General features: G+C 60.0%; 15 protein-coding genes and 1 tRNA gene. 7 read left to right on the top strand and 9 right to left on the bottom strand.

Translation table 11 applies throughout. The features are described 5' to 3' along the window. The first annotated feature begins 73 nt into the window (after positions 1 to 73). Both EDE09_RS00785 and pgi read left to right on the top strand, forming a co-directional pair. A complete protein-coding gene (locus tag EDE09_RS00785) occupies positions 74 to 1,318 on the top strand; it encodes an alpha/beta hydrolase (RefSeq protein WP_112797427.1) in 1,245 nt (414 codons plus the stop codon). A 91-nt stretch (positions 1,319 to 1,409) separates the two neighbouring features. Then, the gene (pgi, locus tag EDE09_RS00780) at positions 1,410 to 3,035 is read left to right on the top strand and encodes a glucose-6-phosphate isomerase (RefSeq protein ID WP_112797431.1); all 1,626 of its coding nucleotides are present in this window, start codon (positions 1,410 to 1,412) and stop codon (positions 3,033 to 3,035) included. A gap of 140 nt (positions 3,036 to 3,175) precedes the next feature. Here the strand turns inward: pgi and EDE09_RS00775 are convergent, their stop codons facing one another. The 3 genes from EDE09_RS00775 to pyrC all read right to left on the bottom strand — a co-directional run bounded on the left by EDE09_RS00775 (position 3,176) and on the right by pyrC (position 6,072). Beyond that, entirely contained in the window at positions 3,176 to 4,102 is a 927-nt protein-coding gene (locus EDE09_RS00775; protein WP_112797434.1) for a carbohydrate kinase, read from the bottom strand. A 75-nt stretch (positions 4,103 to 4,177) separates the two neighbouring features. Continuing rightward, the gene (locus tag EDE09_RS00770) at positions 4,178 to 4,873 is read right to left on the bottom strand and encodes an orotate phosphoribosyltransferase (RefSeq protein WP_105370512.1); all 696 of its coding nucleotides are present in this window, start codon (positions 4,871 to 4,873) and stop codon (positions 4,178 to 4,180) included. A 161-nt stretch (positions 4,874 to 5,034) separates the two neighbouring features. Continuing rightward, positions 5,035 to 6,072, bottom strand: a complete 1,038-nt coding sequence (gene pyrC, locus EDE09_RS00765; RefSeq protein ID WP_112797436.1) for a dihydroorotase — start codon at positions 6,070 to 6,072, stop codon at positions 5,035 to 5,037. Between the two features lie 234 nt (positions 6,073 to 6,306). Here pyrC and EDE09_RS00760 point away from each other — a divergent pair, with 234 nt between their 5' ends. Further along, positions 6,307 to 7,233: a tetratricopeptide repeat protein gene (locus tag EDE09_RS00760; RefSeq protein ID WP_112797438.1), complete on the top strand. Its 927-nt coding sequence runs from the start codon at positions 6,307 to 6,309 to the stop codon at positions 7,231 to 7,233. Here EDE09_RS00760 and EDE09_RS00755 read toward each other — a convergent pair. From EDE09_RS00755 to EDE09_RS00730, 6 genes are all read right to left on the bottom strand, one after another. Beyond that, the gene (locus tag EDE09_RS00755) at positions 7,230 to 8,267 is read right to left on the bottom strand and encodes a 4-hydroxyproline epimerase (RefSeq protein WP_112797441.1); all 1,038 of its coding nucleotides are present in this window, start codon (positions 8,265 to 8,267) and stop codon (positions 7,230 to 7,232) included. The genes EDE09_RS00760 and EDE09_RS00755 overlap by 4 nt on opposite strands. 14 nt (positions 8,268 to 8,281) lie before the next feature. Next, entirely contained in the window at positions 8,282 to 8,989 is a 708-nt protein-coding gene (locus EDE09_RS00750) for an SDR family oxidoreductase (protein WP_112797444.1), read from the bottom strand. Positions 8,990 to 9,060: 71 nt separating this feature from the next. Then, positions 9,061 to 10,596: a glycosyltransferase family 39 protein gene (locus tag EDE09_RS00745; protein ID WP_112797446.1), complete on the bottom strand. Its 1,536-nt coding sequence runs from the start codon at positions 10,594 to 10,596 to the stop codon at positions 9,061 to 9,063. 116 nt (positions 10,597 to 10,712) lie between these two features. Then, positions 10,713 to 10,789 (bottom strand) — tRNA-Arg (locus EDE09_RS00740). 138 nt (positions 10,790 to 10,927) lie between these two features. Beyond that, positions 10,928 to 12,358 (bottom strand): HAMP domain-containing sensor histidine kinase, encoded by a 1,431-nt coding sequence (locus EDE09_RS00735; RefSeq protein WP_245422745.1) that lies wholly within the window; start codon positions 12,356 to 12,358, stop codon positions 10,928 to 10,930. Between the two features lie 240 nt (positions 12,359 to 12,598). After that, the gene (locus EDE09_RS00730; protein WP_112797448.1) at positions 12,599 to 14,638 is read right to left on the bottom strand and encodes a methyl-accepting chemotaxis protein; all 2,040 of its coding nucleotides are present in this window, start codon (positions 14,636 to 14,638) and stop codon (positions 12,599 to 12,601) included. 492 nt (positions 14,639 to 15,130) lie between these two features. Here EDE09_RS00730 and rpmH point away from each other — a divergent pair, with 492 nt between their 5' ends. From rpmH to yihA, 4 genes are all read left to right on the top strand, one after another. After that, positions 15,131 to 15,265: a 50S ribosomal protein L34 gene (gene rpmH / locus EDE09_RS00725; RefSeq protein ID WP_025555461.1), complete on the top strand. Its 135-nt coding sequence runs from the start codon at positions 15,131 to 15,133 to the stop codon at positions 15,263 to 15,265. 27 nt (positions 15,266 to 15,292) lie between these two features. Continuing rightward, on the top strand, positions 15,293 to 15,685 hold the full coding sequence (gene rnpA, locus EDE09_RS00720) for a ribonuclease P protein component (RefSeq protein ID WP_112797450.1): 393 nt from the start codon (positions 15,293 to 15,295) through the stop codon (positions 15,683 to 15,685). Next, positions 15,685 to 17,484, top strand: a complete 1,800-nt coding sequence (gene yidC, locus EDE09_RS00715; protein WP_132408359.1) for a membrane protein insertase YidC — start codon at positions 15,685 to 15,687, stop codon at positions 17,482 to 17,484. Before rnpA ends, yidC begins: the two co-directional genes overlap by 1 nt. Before the next feature lie 125 nt (positions 17,485 to 17,609). Continuing rightward, positions 17,610 to 18,269, top strand: a complete 660-nt coding sequence (gene yihA, locus EDE09_RS00710; RefSeq protein WP_207914794.1) for a ribosome biogenesis GTP-binding protein YihA/YsxC — start codon at positions 17,610 to 17,612, stop codon at positions 18,267 to 18,269. Positions 18,270 to 18,323: the final 54 nt, after the last annotated feature.

Raw genomic sequence — 18,323 nt, 5'->3', positions numbered from 1 at the left:
TGGCTCTGGACGCAGGCGCGTTCCTTGACTAGCGCTTCTCTCCAGGGGTGGGCAAGAGCATGTTGGAGTTCGCTTGTTTAGCCGCGCCGTTTATCCGCTTCGTCTGATTGCCGTCGTCGCGACGTTGGCCGCGTTGTCGGGCTGCGCTGGACGACCTGAGGGCGTGTTGATCCCGACCGTGGCTCGGGCCGACGGCGCCACCAAGGTCGATGTCCTCGTGGCCACGACGCGGCGACCAACCGATACACCGGGGGTGCTGTTTTCCGGGGAGCGCGGCAAGGAGCCTCAGGTCACGGAAATCTCTGTCTCCATTCCTTCCGACAGCGCCCGCAAGGTCGGCCAGGTTCAATGGCCTGCCAAACTGCCCGCCAATCCCGCCAAGGAATTTGCGACAGTATCGGTAACGCCGCTCGACCGGACCGGTGCCGAGGGCTGGCTCAGACAGCACCTGCCGAAAAGCCGGCGCGTCATGGTCTTCGTACACGGCTTCAACAACCGCTACGAGGACGCGGTCTACCGGTTCGCTCAGATCGTCCACGATTCCAAGGCGGATGTGGCGCCGGTGCTGTTCACCTGGCCCTCACGCGGCAGCATCTTTGCCTATAACTACGACAAGGAAAGCACGAACTATTCGCGCGATGCGCTCGAAGAGATGCTGCATCGCCTGGCCAAGGAGCCGAGCGTCGGTGAGGTCACCATCATGGCGCATTCGATGGGCTCCTGGTTGACGGTCGAGGCGCTACGGCAGATGGCGATCCGCGACGGACGCGTCGCCCCGAAAATCCAGAACGTCATTCTCGCCTCTCCCGATCTCGACGTCGACGTCTTCGGCCGGCAGCTTGCCGAGCTCGGTCAAAAACGCCCGCATTTCACGCTCTTCGTCTCCCGCGACGATCGGGCACTCAGCCTGTCCAGGCGGATCTCCGGCAATATCGACCGTCTGGGGCAGGTCGATCCGACCGTTGAGCCTTACCGCACGGAATTCGAGAAAGCCGGCATCGTCGTCCTCGACCTTACGGCTCTGAAGGGTGGCGATCGCCTCAATCACGGGAAATTCGCCGAAAGCCCGGAAGTGGTGCAGCTGATCGGCAACCGGCTGATCGCCGGCCAGGCGGTTACGGACTCGGATGTCGGGCTCGGTGACCGCCTTGGCGCTGTGGCGCTCGGTGCTGCGCAAACGGTCGGAGGCGCGGCGAGCGTCGCGGTCAGCACCCCGATCGCGGTCTTCGATCCCGCGACGCGCCGGTCCTACGACGAACAGATCCTTCGCCTTGGAACGGCAGCCGGCAACACAGTGACGACGGCCGTCGGCCAGTAGAAGCTGCCGGGCAACGGCTCCAAATGGGTTGATTTGACCGGGAAAGCGAATAGGTTCCCGTTCATCATTTCCCCGACCGCGAGGAACTTCCATGCAGGCCATCATCCAAGACCTGAAATCCGCTGTGGCGAAAACCAATGCCACCAATATTCGCGCTGCGTTCGCGGCCGATTCCAGTCGCTTTGAGAGGTTCAGCGCGACCTTCGATGACCTGCTGATGGACTATTCCAAAACGGCGGTGAACAGCGAGATCCTGTTGCTCCTCGAAAGGCTTGCCGAAGTCGGAGGCGTCGCCAAAAAACGCGAAGAAATGTTTTCGGGCGTTCCGATCAACTTTACCGAAGGGCGTGCCGTATTGCATACCGCACTCCGCAACCGGTCAAACAGACCGGTTCTGGTTGACGGCAAGGATGTCATGCCGGACGTCAACGCCGTCCTCGCCGCGATGGGCGCGTTTGCCGACGGCGTCCGCGCGGGCGCGCTGAAAGGCGCTACGGGCAAAAAGATCACCGACGTCGTCAATATCGGCATTGGCGGCTCCGATCTCGGCCCTGTCATGGCAACGCTTGCGCTTGCTCCTTTTCATGATGGCCCCCGCGCGCATTTCGTCTCGAATGTCGACGGCGCGCATATCGCCGACACGCTGAAGCTGCTCGATGCTGAAACGACCCTCTTCATCATTGCGTCGAAAACCTTCACCACCATCGAGACCATGACTAATGCGGCTTCTGCCCGTGCCTTTATCGCCGAAAAACTCGGAGAGGCGGCGGTGAAGCATCATTTTGCGGCCGTCTCCACCGCGCTCGACAAGGTTGCGGCCTTCGGCATCGAAAGCGACCGCGTGTTCGGCTTCTGGGATTGGGTCGGCGGCCGCTACTCGATCTGGTCTGCGATCGGCCTGCCGCTGATGATTGCGATCGGGGCCGAAAACTTCGGCAAATTCCTCGATGGCGCCCATGCCATGGATACCCATTTCCGCACCGCGCCGACTCGCCAGAACCTTCCGATGCTCCTCGGCCTGCTTGGCTTCTACCACCGAAACGTCCTAGGCTACCCGACCCGCGCCATCCTGCCCTACGACCAGCGGCTCCTCCGTTTCCCCGCCTATCTGCAGCAGCTCGACATGGAATCGAACGGCAAGGGCGTGACCATCGACGGCAAACCGGTCGAAGGCAATTCCGGCCCGGTTGTCTGGGGCGAGCCCGGCACCAACGGCCAGCACGCTTTCTATCAGCTGATCCATCAGGGCACGAGCATCATACCCGCCGAATTCATGATCGCCGCCAACGGATTCGAACCGCATCTGCGCCATCAGCACGAACTGCTGATCGCCAACTGCCTAGCGCAATCCGAAGCGCTGATGAAGGGCCGTACATTCGACGAAGCCAAGGAACAGCTGACCTCCAAGGGCATGGACGAGAAGAAGGCCGATTTTATCGCCCCACACCGCGTCTTTAACGGCAACCGGCCCTCGATCACCTTCGTATATGACAAGCTGACACCGTTCGCGCTCGGCCGGCTGATCGCACTTTATGAACACCGCGTCTTCGTGGAAGGCGTGTTGTTCCGCATCAACTCCTTCGACCAATGGGGCGTGGAACTCGGCAAGGAGCTTGCAACGGGCCTGCTGCCGGTCATCGAAGGCAAGGAAAGCGCCGCAAGGCATGACAGCTCAACGCAGGGGCTGGTGCAGGCGTTGGCGGAATTGAAGAAATAGCCAACCGCAGGGCGGCTTGTCCGCCTTCCGCCGGATTGGTCAGATACTAGCTGTGCCGCTGTGCCACTCAAGTCCCTCTGCACTGCCGGCAGAGGGACGGGTTCACACGCCCTATTCTATCCCAACGGCATATGGTTGTCTTACAGACCCATCTCGTGGGCGAAAGGCGGGTTGGCGCCGGCACGCGAAACAGTAATCGCCGCGGCCTTTGCCCCGAGTGCCAGAGCCTTGGCAATCTGGTCTTGCGAGAGATTGGCGACCTGTTCCTTGGTCAGGAGGTTCTGCATTTTGAGTGATGCCAGGATACCGGCATCGAACGTGTCTCCCGCGCCGACAGTATCCACGACCGTTACCTTCTCGCTGGGCACCGTCACCTTATGATTGGCCGTGTAGCCGGCAGCACCTTGTGCGCCCCGCGTGACGACCACCAGCTTCGCGCCGTGATGCAGCCAGTGGCGGGCTAGCGTCTCCTCGTCGCCCTCAAGGCCGAACCAGACCAGATCTTCGTCCGAAAACTTGACGATATCGGACATCGCCGCCATACGGCGGATACGCGCCATGTGGGACGCCTTGTCTTTGATGAAGCCGGGACGGATGTTCGGATCCAGCGATATGACCCGCTTTGCATGCTCCCGCACCATCAGGGCTTCATAGGTCGAGCCGCAGGGTTCGGGAATGAGGCTGATTGCACCGAAATGCAACGCTTCACAGTCCTCGCCGAGAGCGGGCAGGTCCGCCTCGGTGATCATCCGACCAGCGGTGTTCTCATCATAGAAGGCATAGGAGGCATGGCCGTCGACCAGCTTCACGAAGGCGATGGTGGTCGGTCTGGAAAGCGTCGCGCAGTAGCTGAAGTCAACCTGGCTCTTGCGCAAGGTATCGCGCAGTATATCGCCCATCATGTCGTCCGACAGACCGGTGAAGAAGGCCGCGGGCTGTCCCAACCGGCCAAGCGCAATGGCGGTGTTGAAGACCGCTCCGCCCGCGTAAGGCGCAAAGCCGTTTTCCCCGCGCGTGGTCTCACGCGGGAGCATGTCGATCAGGGCTTCGCCGCAGCACAAAATCATAGGGTCCTCCCGCGCCAGTCCAAGCTGTATTTCAATCGATTAAGCGAGCTTTTGTAAAATTGCCAGAGCAAAAATTCAGAGAGCAAGTTCGCTGACGCCACCGTTGCGCCCGGACCAGGCGAGCGGCGCATCGAGAAACGCTTCGACTTCGGAGAGCGTTTTGTGATCGAACAGCTTGGCTTCCCGGGCGACGGCCAGCACGTTGCGCCATGTCGCGATATGGTGAAGCTGGACCTTGCCGTTCGAGAACCGCTGTTCGGCTTCCGGGAAGATGCTGTAGAAAAAGAGCGCGATACCATGATCGACCACACCGCCGGCAGCGCGGATCGCGTCGATGAACTTGAACATGCTGCCGCCGGCGGTCGTCAGATCTTCGATGACCAGAACGCGGGCTCCATCCGGCATATGACCTTCGATCTGGGCATTGCGGCCATGACCTTTTGGCGCCTTGCGGACGTAGATCATCGGCAAACCGAGCCGTTCAGCGAGAAAGGCTGCGAAGGGAATGCCGGCAGTCTCGCCACCTGCCACGCAATCGAACTTCTCGAAGCCGGCATCGCGCATCACCGTCGCGGCGGCAAAATCCATGATCGCCGAACGGATGCGCGGATAAGAGATCAGCTTGCGGCAGTCGATATAGACCGGGCTCATCATGCCGGAGGAAAGCTTGTAGGGCTTGTCGGCGCTGAAATGCACCGCTCCGATTTCCCAGAGCATCTTCGCCATCAGTTCGGCCATTACGCCGCGTTCCGGAAATGTGGTCTGAATCATGCGCCCGCTCCTGTTTGACAACCACGGGCCGCAATAGCAGCAAGCGGGCCGGCGCGCCAGACGATGCAGTAAATAACGGCGGGGACGAATGCCGCATAGGAGGTGCAGAAACCACCCGTCAGGAATGCGGTCACGCCGCCGGGCTGATTGGAAGCGTCTTTCTAGAGAACTTCCCAATGCAACGGAAACATCGGATCGAAGACTGTAATCGGGCCAGCCTCTGTGTCACGTTTGCCTGGAAAGTTCACCGGCTGATCCCGCTTCTCAAGCGTGATCATTTCTTCATTTGGCTTCAGCCCGTACCATGCCGGACCGTTGAGCGAGGTAAATGCCTCGAGCTTGTCCAGGGCATTTTCCTGCTCGAAGACGTGGGCCAGGCAGCTCATGGTATTCACGGAGGTGTAGATGCCGGCGCAACCGCAGGCGCACTCCTTCAGCGGGTCGACATGCGGAGCGGAATCGGTACCGAGGAAAAAACGCGGGTCGCCAGACGTCGCGGCGGAGCGGAGCGCCAAACGATGGTTCTCGCGCTTGGCGACCGGCAGGCAATAGTAATGCGGGCGAATGCCGCCGACCAGGATGGCATTGCGATTGATGATCAGATGATGGGTGGTGATCGATCCGGCCAGATTGCCCCTGGACGATTTGATGTAATCGATCCCGTCTGCGGTCGTCACGTGCTCCATGGTGATCTTGAGCTCGGGCAGGCGCCGGCGCAGCGGGTCGAGAACCGTTTCGATGAACACCGCTTCCCGGTCGAAGATATCCACCTCCGGCGTCGTCACTTCCCCATGGACGCAGAGCGGCAGTCCGATCTTCGCCATGCGCTCCAGCACCGGCAGGGCTTTGTCGATGTCCCGGACACCGCCATGGGAATTCGTCGTGGCACCAGCGGGATAAAGTTTTACGGCGGTGATGAGGCCGCTTTTCCGGCCCTCTTCGACATCGTTCGGATCCGTGTGTTCCGTGAGATAGAGGGTCATCAGCGGCTCGAACCGGTCGCCCTCGGGGAGGGCTTGAAGGATGCGACCCCGATAGGCCCGCGCGTCGGCTGTCGTCACCACTGGCGGCACCAGGTTCGGCATGATGATGGCGCGAGCGAAATGGCGGCTCGTATCGCCGATCACTCCTTGCAGGACTGCGCCATCGCGCAGATGCAGGTGCCAATCATCGGGGCGGCGGAGAGTGAGTGTCTTCATGGTGAATTTCCGAATGTGTTCGATCTCACCCGCATACCACCAACGACTCATCCAAAACAATCACATGTGATGATTGACACCGCTCCAGGCATCTCATCTGCCAAATATCGAGTTTCACGCAAATGTGCAGAATAGGAGGCAGAGAACAGCAATCGAAAGCCAGGACATAAGGAACCCACGTCCGCTTTCGGCGTTCGTTAATCAATCTGAAGGATCTGTGAAGCGGAGCACACAATGAAATCCCGCGCCTTTAAAGTCAATAAGGGATTGGCAATTGCCGCAGGCACTGCCGTTGCGCTTTGCGCACTGACGGTTTCACCAGGCGCCGAAGAGCAGGCGAATCTGAAGCTTGTCTCCATGATGCAAGGCGAATGCGACCGGCTGGCTGGAAGCCCCTATGATCAGCAACGCAACAATGAATTCGCACCGGTTGATATCGGCGAGATCGATGGAACTGCGGTCGATGCCTGTCGTGTGGCTTTCGAAAGCACCGGCAATCCGCGTTTCGCCTATCAGCTCGGCCGAGCTTTCAACAAGGCTCAACAGGCAGACCAGGCGATGAGCGCCTACAATGTAGCCGTCCAGGCCGGATACCCCGCGGCCAAGGTGAATTTCGGAATGTTGATGGGCCGATTGGGTGATGAACAGGCTGAATTTCAGTTCTATAAAGAAGCCGCACACAGCGGTAACGTGCTTGCCGCCTATAACCTCGGCGTCGCCTACCGCGACGGACTCGGCACGAAGCCGGACATTCACAGTGCCCTGCAGTGGTTCGACAAGGCCGCGGCCGAGGGCGACGACACCGCTGCCTTCAATATCGGCACCATTTATGACGAAGGCCATCTCGTTCCGGAGGACGATCAGACGGCTATAGCCTGGTACGATCTGGCTGCGCAACGTGGCAATACGGACGCCATGATCAATCTGGGCCTGATGTACGAAGCCGGCGAAGGCATCGAAGCCAACGCCGTCAAGGCTGCGGAGATGTACCGCGAAGCCGGCGAACATGGCGACGTTTTCGGTGCCTATAAATTCCTGCAGATGCAGGAACTCGGCGTCGTTCCGGCGCCAAACGACCCTTCCGAATCGGAAAGCGTCAACTCGCTCGTACTGAAACCAGGCGACATGGAGACGCCTAGGACCGTCGGCAAAGAGATCTAGATCTCTCCTGCGGAAGGGCCCCAGACATCGGTCATGGCGAAACCTTCTGCCAGTGGGTCAAAGGGATCGAGCGCAATCTGGTGAAGCCCGAACGTAAAGCCGCGGCCGGCGATCGTGGGAACGATCGCCGGCTTTCCCGCGACTGTCGTTTCTGCTGCAAGGCCCACTTCGAACTGAGAACCGATGATGGAGCGCGACCTGAACGTATCGCCCACCTTCACGCGGCCACGCGCATGAAGCGCCGCAAGATTGGCGGAATTCCCGGTCCCGCAAGGAGAACGATCGGCCCGGCCCGGCCACATGGTCGTGCAGGTACGAACCGTGCCGTCCGATTCCGTATCCCTGAACATGACATAAGCGACGCCCGAGATCGCGGGGATTTCCGGATGCACCACCGGGATCTCCCGGTTGATCAAGTCCTTCAGCACCATTCCTGCCTGAACCAGCGTCGCGGCATTGCCCTTGTCGATCGTCAAACCGATCTGGCTGACGTCCACAAGCGCGTAGAAGATGCCTCCATAACAAAGATCGAGTGTGATCCGTCCCCAGTGCGGCGTCTCCAGCGCAACATCGAGGTCATGCACGAAGGACGGCACCATGGTTAGCTTCACCTTTTCGCAGCGCCCATCGCGGCAAGTGGCCGTCGCCTTCACCAGGCCGGCCGCTGTTTCCAGGGTCACGACCGTTTCCGGCTCTCTCATCTCGACGATACCGGATTCCAGCAGTGCTGTCGTGACGCAGATCGAATTGGAGCCGGAACTTGCATGCGCCTGGTCCGGCTGCAGGATGATGAAGGCCGCATCCGCATCCGGATGTTTCGCCGGCAAAAGCAGATTGACAGAACCGATCGGCGCACCGCGCGGCTCGAGGCAGAGAAAGCGGCGAAGCTCGCTGCCCTTCGGATCGGTGTTCAGCCAGTGAAGCTGCGCGGCAAGCGTTTCGCCCGGGATTTTCGGAACTCCCCCGATCGCGACCTTGCCGATCTCGCCTTCGCAATGGACGTCCAGCAGCTGAATGGTGCGCTTCCACCTCATCTCATTACCTCTGATCAAACGTGACGGGTGACGCCGCCATCGACGCGGATATTCTGACCGGTAATGTAGCCGGCACCGTCGGAAAGCAGGAACGCCGCCGTCTTGGCGATTTCCTCCACATGGCCGATTCTTTTCATCGGGACCTTGTCGGCTGTTTCCGGCTTGTGGTTGAGGCTGTCGATGTAGCCGGGCAGGATGCAGTTCATCCGGATGTTATCGGCCGCATAACGATCGGAATAAAGCTTTGTGAAAGCGCCCGCCGCCGCACGGTAGGTGCAGGAAACGGGGAAGACCAACGACGGCTCATAGGCCGCAAACGTGGTGATGTTGACGAAGGCGCCCTTGCCCTGTCTCTGCATGACCGGCGTGACGAGGCGGGCCATGCGTACCAGCGACAGGATCATCATGTCGGACCCAAGCGTCCAGGCTTCGTCAGAAATATCCAGCAGATCTCCCTTCGGCGGATGGCCGGTATGGTTCACGACCGCGTCGATCCGCCCGTAGGTCTTCATCGTCAGGTCGAAAATCGCCTGGATGTCCTCCGCCTTCTCGGCAACGCCTCGGGAGGCTACGCCGCCCAATTCGCCCGCCAGCTTTTCACAGCTTTCGGACGGCGACATCAGCGCCAGCTTGTATCCCTCAGCATGAAGCTCGCGGGCGATCGCCTCGCCCATGCCGCGCCCGCCACCGGTGATCAGAGCCACTTTTTCCGTTTCAGCCATCCGGGATCTCCGTGAAATTTTCTCGTCGCGCCGCGACTTCGGCGAGAGGTATATCAGGTAACCTACGGTCTTCAACGAAGCCAGAGATAGCCGAGCTTCAATCCGGTTCTGCCATCGCCATATTCGTGCGGGAACGACAGGGACTGCACGGGAGAGGCCGTAAGGCCGAGCGCCGATACTTCCGGCGGCAGGGCAAAGGGGGGCTGCTGCACGGTGTCCGAATTGATCGGCCAGATGACCAGGATTGGTGATTTTAGAGAGTCCAGAGGCGGAAAACCAGCAATCGGCCGGCCCGGGTCGACCACGGGAGTACCGGGGAACCGCAGCCGCATATTCCCGCCAAGGTGAGTGCCGCCGGCGATGATCAATGATGGCTGCCCCTCCGCTTTCAGCGTCTCGGCAACGAGCGTGAACGGATAATTGATCCTCGTGTAACTGCCGGTCATTCCTGCCGTCACCGTCTTTGCCGCCAATGGGATCAGCGTGATCGCCATGATGGTCAGAAAAACTGGGAGGAATCGCTTCAGACTGGCGACGATATCCGCTCCAGCTCCTCTGAACTTCACCAGAAGGTATAGCGGCAGTACCAGAAGATAGGGATCGAGCCAGCGTTCGGTGATTTTCGTCGTGCCCGCCAAAAGGATCACCAGAACCACGCCAAGCAGCGAGACCAGCATCATGATGCCCAGGAGACGCGTCCACCGGGTGCTCATTTTCAGCGCCGGCCTGAACTGCTTTTTGAAGGCCACCGCAAAAACAACCAACGCCAACGCCCCGAAAGCAAGGCAGGCGAGTGCCAGCGAGCCGAGAGCGCGGGCAATACGGGCAATCCCGTGCGGTGCGTTCGCTTCGACCATCTTGCTGATCGTGCCTTTGGTTGCCAGATCGAGGTTACCGAGCAGCCATAACGCATGCGGCATGATGATCGTCACGCTGATCGCCGCCGTCAGCAGGATCCGGACGTCAAAGAGGCGGGCGCGCCATTCCCTGTCGGCGAAGACGGCAACGACCGTAGCTGCCGGAAGCAGCACGAAATTGTATTTCGATATGGTGCCGATGCCGATCGCCAGTCCAAGCAGCGCATAACCCATCCAATCCGGACGGGCGAGCGTTCGGAACAAGCCGTAAAAAAACAGAGAGGTCGCCATTAGCACCGCGACCGTGTGCGTCAGATCCTGCTGCGGCATATAGGAGACCTGTGGCAGCAGGAGCAGGCTCAGCATCGCCATCGCCACGAAGCCCGCCCGGCCGTCGATCTCCCGCGCCGCCAAACCAAAGAAGAAATAGCAAAGAAGCAGCATCACGAACTTCGGCAGCGTCAACGCGAGCAGCGAGATTCCCATGATGCTTACAAAAGCGTTCTGTACCCAGTTGTAGAAGGGTGGCTGCGGGCCGTAACCGGCGAGCCAATATTGCGAGAACAGAGACTGTTCGGCCTCGTCGAGTGTCAGCGAATGCGGCAAAGCCAGCCGCGTGGCGATACTGGCGACAAAATAAACACCGAGAAAAAGCGTCGCCGGCCACAATCCGCCCGAGAGAAAATTGGCGAGCCTGCTGCCCTGCCCGGGCCGCTCCCGCAGATCCACAAAGCCGCCATCTCGATCCATTGCCGCCCTCACGGAAGAACATTCAACCTTGCACGTGGCACGGCCTGCGGCGAGGATCAACAAGGAAATGGCAGTTTGCCACCGCTTCGGAAGAGTATTGCTGATGGAGGAGAAAATGGCGCACCCGAAGAGATTCGAACTCCTGACCCCCAGATTCGTAGTCTGGTGCTCTATCCAGCTGAGCTACGGGTGCGTAGGCAAGCAGTGCGTCACCGCTTGCGTGGCGATCCTCTAATCGGTGCCGCGAGAGATTGCAAGCGATTTTACCGAGGGCAACGTCATTTTGCTGTCACTTCTCGCCCAAGCCATTGAGAAGCAACATCTATTAGCGTCAAGCTCGAGCCCGGTAGTCTTCCAGCGAAACTGGACGGTCGGGAATCTCAATCCGGAACTGCGTTCCGGGGCCGGGTTTTTCGACCAGCGCGATCGTGCCGCCATGCGCCAGAACCAGCTCGCGGGCAATCACCAAACCAAGGCCCGTGCCGCCCGAACGAGCCGAGCCGCGGAAGGCCGAAAACAGGTTTTCCCGCGCCTTGCGCGGCATTCCCGGGCCGGTATCGTCGACCGTGATGCTGACGACGCTGCCGATCCGATGGGCCGAGACGGTAATGCGCCGGACCATGGAGGTGTCCTCGGGATCGAAGTTCGTCAGCGCCTGCAAGGCATTGCGGCAGATATTGTGGATGACCCGGAAAAGCTGCTCGCTGTCGCAATCCACCTCGACATCGGCAGGGATCTGATCGATGAATTCGATGCTGGCGTCGGGATCGATGGCAAGAATGTCGCGCACGTCCTGGCAGAGTTCGGCCAGGCGGATACGGCGGCGGCGCGGGGCCGCTTCGGATGCCTGTCCATAAGCTAATACTTCGCTGGTATAACCCACGGCCCGGTCGATCGTGCGCAAGAGCTTCGGCGCAAAACTGCGCACCATCGGATCGTCGACATCAGTCAACCGATCGGACATCAATTGGGCCGACGCCAGGATGTTACGCATGTCGTGATTGATCTTGGAAACGGCCAGACCGAGATCGGCGAGGTTTTTCTGCTGCTTCAGGGTGCGCTGCAGTTCCACCTGCATGGCGGCGAGATGCCGGCCGGCCACGGCAAGCTCTCCGCGCGACCGGTCACCGGCAAAGACACGGCTCGGATCCTCCGGCTGTTCCGAGAAAAACTGCATGCTGTGGGTCAGCCGGCGGATTGGCATGATCATCATCCGGTTGATGGCCAGGAAGATGAGCACCGCTGTAATGAGCGAAATCAGCAAAGACAGCAGAAACATCATCTTCGAATATTTCAGCATGTCCTTGCGCAGCGCGTCGTCGGTCATCACCAGTTCGATGATCATGTCGGTGTCGCCGATCGCCCCGAAAACACGCATGACTCGGCCCCCGCCCAGGAACAGGGTGTCCAGAGCGTCGCGCATCGAGATCCACATCGGCACATCGGTGAGATCGAAGACCTGGTCAACCTGCGGCGGCAGGTCGGTGGCCGCCAGCAGGCGGGAAGTGCCGTCCTTTTTAAGCGCGATGACCTTGGTGCCCGTCGCCAGAAGCGTATCGTCCTGCACCGCGCGGGGAAGCTCCGACGGTTGCAGACCGTCGATGACAATGCCCGCGGCGGCGGCCGTATCCAGACGGTCGCGCAGCCAGTTCATGCGCATGCCTGCGACAGATGGAACGAAAATCAGGATTTCCGCCAGCATGACGAAAATGACGGTAAGCCAGAGAAGTCTGCCGGAAAGGCCGCTGAAGAGACGCGGCATGGGTTCCGGTCCTGCGCCATCCGGCGAGGATTCCGAGCGCCCCGAGGTATGAACCTCGCCGTCCATGCGGATCTCCATTCCCGAATTCCGTTTCCGCCCAACATCTGGCAGAGCCAACGGATGATCGACTATTTTAGAGATTCAACGCTTTTTTACCAGCCCCTCTTTCGGCAGTGCAAAAAGAGAAGCGGAGACGGCATCCGTCTCCGCTTTCCTATTCGTTTGAAAGGGCCGGTCGGATCAGAATTCTTCCCAATCCGCAGCCGCTGCTACCGGAGCCCGAGCCGCAGCCCCTCCTCCGAAAGCCCGCGTCAGAGCACCCGTCATCGCCTTGACCGGCGAGACGCGCGGGCGCTGGACTTGAGCCGTGGCAGCCGCCGCTGGGCGCGAAGACCTTGCAGGCTCGGCGGCGCGATGCTCCTGATGCCCGATGTTGAATTTGGAGACGATGGCGAACAGGCTGTCGGCTTCAGAAGAAAGCTTCTGGGTCGCAGCCGAAGTCTCTTCCACCATGGCGGCATTCTGCTGGGTCACCTGGTCCATCTGGTTGACGGCGGTGTTGACCTCCGCCAGTCCCGTCGCCTGCTCCCGGGAGGCAACCGCGATCGAGTGGATATGGTCGTTGATGCGCAACACGCGGGTTTCGATCTCCGACAGCGCCTCGCCGGTCTTCTGGACCAGCAGCACGCCTCCGGCGACCTCGTCGCCCGACTTGCTGATCAACGCCTTGATGTCCTTTGCCGCGTTTGCAGAACGCTGGGCGAGCTCGCGAACTTCCTGTGCCACGACAGCAAAGCCCTTGCCGGCTTCGCCCGCACGGGCGGCTTCGACACCGGCGTTGAGCGCCAGAAGATTGGTCTGGAAGGCGATCTCGTCGATGACGTTGGTAATCTGGGCAATCTCACGGGAAGCCTGCTCGATCCGGCCCATGGCGTCGACGGCATTGCGCACTACTTCGCCCGATTGCACCGCACTTTGCTTGGCTTCGCCCACCATCACGGTTGCCTCTTGAGCCCTTTCGGTGGAGGTCCGTACCACAGCCGTGATCTCGTCGAGGGCGGCGGAGGTTTCCTCCAGCGCGGCGGCCTGCTGCTCCGTGCGCCGCGACAGGTCATTGGTAGCCTTGCTGAGTTCGGCAGCGCTGCCGTTCATGGAGCCGCTGGCGCTGCGGACGTTGATCATCGTTCCGCGCAACGTTTCCATGGTGGCGTTGACGTTGTGCTGCAGCTCGGCAAAAGCTCCCTTGAAATTGCCGTTCATGCTATCGGTAAGGTCGCCTTCGGCAAGGCTCCTGACGACCCGTCGTGTTTCGGAAATGCCGGCGTCAACACTTGCGACCAGTTGGTCGACATTGCTGGCGAAGCGGTCGAGGCTCTCTTCGCCCCACTGCTTGTCGATGCGGCGGGTGAAGTCGCCCTCGGCGGCGGCGGCGACCACGGCCGACATCAGCGCCTGCAATTCGTTGTTCTTCCCGCGCAGGGTGGATTCCGAGGCGTTCATGCGAGCGACCTCGATGCCATTCCTTTTGAAAACCTCGACAGCAGCAGCCATGTCGCCGACTTCATCCTTACGGCCGACGAGCGGAACGGCCACGGAGTAATCTCCGTCCGCCAGCGTCTTCATTGACGAGGTGAGGTCGAGAATAGGTTGGCTCAGCTCTTTGCGGCCAAGATACAGACCGAAGGCCATTCCGCCGGCAACGCCGATCACGGTGACGATGAGCACGCTGTAGAAAACCATGTTGCCGAAGGCATCCATACCGGCGCTAAGCTCGTCGAGCTGCGCTTGGTCCATCTTCACCACCGCATCGATCTCGGCCTGATAGGCCTTGCGGTTGGCGCGGTTTGCCTCGTTATTGCCTTGGACGTTCGCAGCCGCGGGGCCCTCGGTCTGGCCGAGGCGGACCGTTTCGCTGCGGAACTGCTTGAATTCCGCCGAACGGGCCATCAGCTTCTCGAAGATCGCTTTCTGTTCTGCCGGCACTTTCGGCTGCCATGCGGCTAGCAGTTTCTCCATTTCAGCCAGCGATTTCACAATCCCTTCGCCGAACTGCTTGGTCGCCGCGATATCCTTTGCGGCATAGATACCGCGGGCATCCATGACGACTGCCGTGACCAACCGGTTGAGGTGCTCTCCGTTGTGGGCGCGATCGGCCACATCGGCGTATTGCTGGCTCTGGGCCCGGTACTTCTCGACCGCGAAAAGCGAAAGCCCGCCGATCAGACAGGCAAACAAGCTCATCAGCCCGACGAGAAGGTTGATCTTGGCTCTAATTCTCACTGCAGTTTTCCCCCTGCAAGACACCATGGGATGCTGGCGACACGGCACACTGATGCGGAAGATCCGCGACATCACTGCTAGAATTAGCACCTAGTCATTAACAATCCTTGAGCAGGCGGGCTTTGAACGCAGCGAAGCGAGGAGGAAAATTTGTCAACGAACGCTGTATTCTCCCGAATTATTTGTCGGAAAAGATGACAGGGTGACAGAAATCGGGATCGTTTTGCCACATTTCAACCATTTTCAGTTGCGCAGGCAACCTCCGCAACCCTTAATGGATTTGATCAAATTGAATGTTCTGGAGGTCGGGCGGAGCCGCAAAAGTTCGCCGGCGATTGACTTTTCAGACAGAGTCCTCTTATAAGCCGCGCACGTTCAGCTCCGGCGGGCTTGCACGCGTGCAGCCGCTTGCGCAGATCGTTTCTCTAAACGCTCTTGCTTTCTTTGCGGAAGCAAACTCCAAGAAGGGCCGCACACCGCGGTATTAAATAAATGAAGCGTACGTACCAACCGTCCAAGCTTGTTCGCAAGCGCCGCCACGGATTTCGCGCCCGCATGGCCACCAAGGGTGGTCAGAAGGTTCTTTCCGCACGCCGCGCCCGTGGCCGCAAGCGTCTCTCGGCCTAAGGCTGGGATGCCCGAGATCACCGGGCGATGACAGACGAGAAAAAGAACAAGAAAACTGTCGGGCGGCTGAAAAGCCGGCCGCAGTTTCTTGCTGTTCGGCAAGGCGAAAGCCGTCGGGGGCGCACCTTTCTTCTGGAAGTGCTCGACCGCAATGCGCCGGACGAAGCGCCGCGGGTCGGCTTCACCGTCACTAAGAAACATGGCAACGCAGTCGAGCGCAACCGCATGCGTCGGCGCCTCAAGGAGGCCGTCAGGCACTCCGCCGGATTTGCAATGAAGAGCGGACACGACTATGTGATTGTCGCGCGTCGGGAGGTGCTGTCGGCTCCCTTCGCTGATATGACGGCTCAGCTCATCGAGCGCATTGAAAACAGGCCGAAGCCGAAGCGGTCCGAGGAGACCCGTTCCAGGAAAGCATGATGGAAAAAAACCGTAACTACTTCATCGCGGTCGCGCTCTCGGTGCTGATCGTCATTGCCTGGCAGTTCCTCTACATGAATCCCAGGATGGAGGCGCAGCAGCGTGCCGAAGAGGCTCGCCGCGCGCTCCAGGGAGAAACGGCCCAGCCAGTATCCCCGGAAAGCCCCGGCGCCTCGAGCGCGCCGACAGGCAATCTTCCGGGTGCCGCATCCGGCCAGACGACCATCACCCGCGATCAGGCGCTTGCACGGTCGCAGCGCGTTCAGATCGAAACCCCTGCCCTGATCGGCTCCATCAATCTCACCGGCGCGCGTTTCGACGACCTGAAGCTTCGCGAATATCACGAAACCGTTGACGACCAGAGCCCGATCATCACGCTCTTTTCGCCCTCCGACACCAAGGACGGGCATTTCACCGAACTCGGCTATATTCCGAACGAATCCATCGGCACCGTTCCTGGCGCGGGAACCCAGTGGACGGTAGCAAGCGGCGAGAAACTCACTCAGCAGACGCCGGTGACGCTGTCCTTCACAAACGAGAAGGGCATCACCTTCACGCGCACCATCTCCGTCGACGATCATTACATGCTGACCGTCAACGACAAGATCGACAACACCAGCGGCGCACCCGTCACATTGACGCCTTATGGGCGGATTCTGCGTCACAACAAGCCTGCGACTCCTTCGGTCTGGGTCATTCATGAAGGCTTCATCGGCGTGATGGGTGAAGACGGCGCGCTTAGCGAACACACCTATGCCAATATCGAGGAAGAACAATATACCCACGACAAGGCAACCACCGGGTGGTTCGGCATCACGGACAAATACTGGGCTGCGACGATCGCTCCGCCCCAGTCCATGCCTTACGTCACCCGTTTCTCGCATTTCACCGGCGGACAGGCGAGCTACCAGGCAGACTACAAGGGCGACGATCTGACGGTCCAGCCGGGTCAGTCTACCGAGCTTAAGAACCTCGTATTCGCCGGCGCCAAGGAAGTGCCTCTGATCTCGCGCTACGAGACGGAACTCAAAATCCCGCAGTTCAACCGACTGATCGATTGGGGCTGGTTCTACTTCATCACCAAGCCGATGTTCCAGCTGATGGACTTCTTCTTCCGTCACGTGGGCAATTTCGGCGTCGCGATCCTGCTGACGACCGTGGTGGTCAAGGCGCTCTTCTTCCCGCTGGCCAGCAAGCAATACGCCTCCATGGCCAATATGAAGCGCGTCCAGCCCAAGATGGAGGAGCTGAAGGCCAAGTTCGGCGACGATCGTATGGGCATGCAGCAGGCGATGATGCAGCTCTACAAGGAGGAAAAGATCAATCCGATCGCCGGTTGCTGGCCGGTCGTGCTGCAGATCCCGGTCTTCTTCGCCCTCTACAAGGTCATCTACGTTACGATCGAGATGCGGCACGCGCCCTTCTTCGGCTGGATTCAGGATCTGTCGGCTCCCGATCCGACGTCGCTGTTCAACCTGTTCGGCCTGCTTCCCTACGACGTGCCGCACTTCCTGCTGATTGGCGTCTGGCCGCTCGTCATGGGCGTCACGATGTTCCTGCAGATGCGTATGAACCCGACGCCGCCGGACCCGACCCAGGCAATGATCTTTACCTGGATGCCGCTGGTCTTCACCTTCATGCTGGCATCCTTCCCGGCTGGCCTCGTCATCTACTGGGCTTGGAACAACACGCTTTCGATCACCCAGCAGGCGATGATCATGAAGCGCCACGGCGCCAAGATCGAGCTCTTCGACAATCTGAAGGGCCTCTTCCGGCGAAAACCGGCAGCCTCGAAATAGCTTCCGAAACCCCGGTCCGCCGGGGTTTTCTTTTATGACGACAGGCAAATATCTTCCGTAGCTTGACATTCTGCGGCAAAACCCGGAAGCCGTGTCGCTTCGATTGAGACAGGACCGATAACCCAATGCCCGCTGACAAGAACATGGACGACAAGCCGCTCTTCGGCCGCCCCTGGATCTTCATCCGTGGCGTACCTTCGATGAAATTCCTGCCGCCCGAAGGCCCGCTTGAAGTGGCCTTCGCAGGACGTTCGAATGTAGGCAAGTCCTCGCTGATCAATGCCCTTGTCGGCCAGAAGGGTCTGGCACGCACCTCCAATACGCCCGGCCGCACCCAGGAGCTCAACTATTTCGTGCCGGAGGGTTCTTCCGGTGAAGGGCTGGATCTGCCCCCCATGGCCTTGGTCGACATGCCGGGCTACGGCTATGCGCAGGCGCCGAAGGAGCACGTCGACGCATGGACGAAGCTCGTCTTCGACTACCTGCGCGGTCGTGCCACGCTGAAGCGTGTCTATGTCCTGATCGACAGCCGCCACGGCCTCAAGAAGAATGACGACGAGGTTTTGGACCTGCTCGACAAGGCGGCGGTTTCCTATCAGATCGTGCTGACCAAGACGGACAAGATAAAGGAGCCGGCGGTCGACAAGCTGATCGCCGAGACGACGGAAAAGGTCCGCAAACGGCCCGCTGCCTATCCCTTCGTGCTTTCGACATCTTCTGAGAAAGGCAAAGGCATCGACGAACTCCGTCAGGCGATCGAGGAGACCGTCGGCCAGCCATTGTAACTTCTCGTACAAAGCCGGCCGCTTCAGAGGAAGCGACCGGCTCCGGATGTAACG

This window comes from Neorhizobium sp. S3-V5DH (assembly GCF_004343065.1).
In the GTDB taxonomy this organism is placed as follows: domain Bacteria; phylum Pseudomonadota; class Alphaproteobacteria; order Rhizobiales; family Rhizobiaceae; genus Neorhizobium; species Neorhizobium huautlense.
Note: the sequence above shows the minus strand (reverse complement) of the source record. Positions and strands in the feature narration are given on the sequence as shown.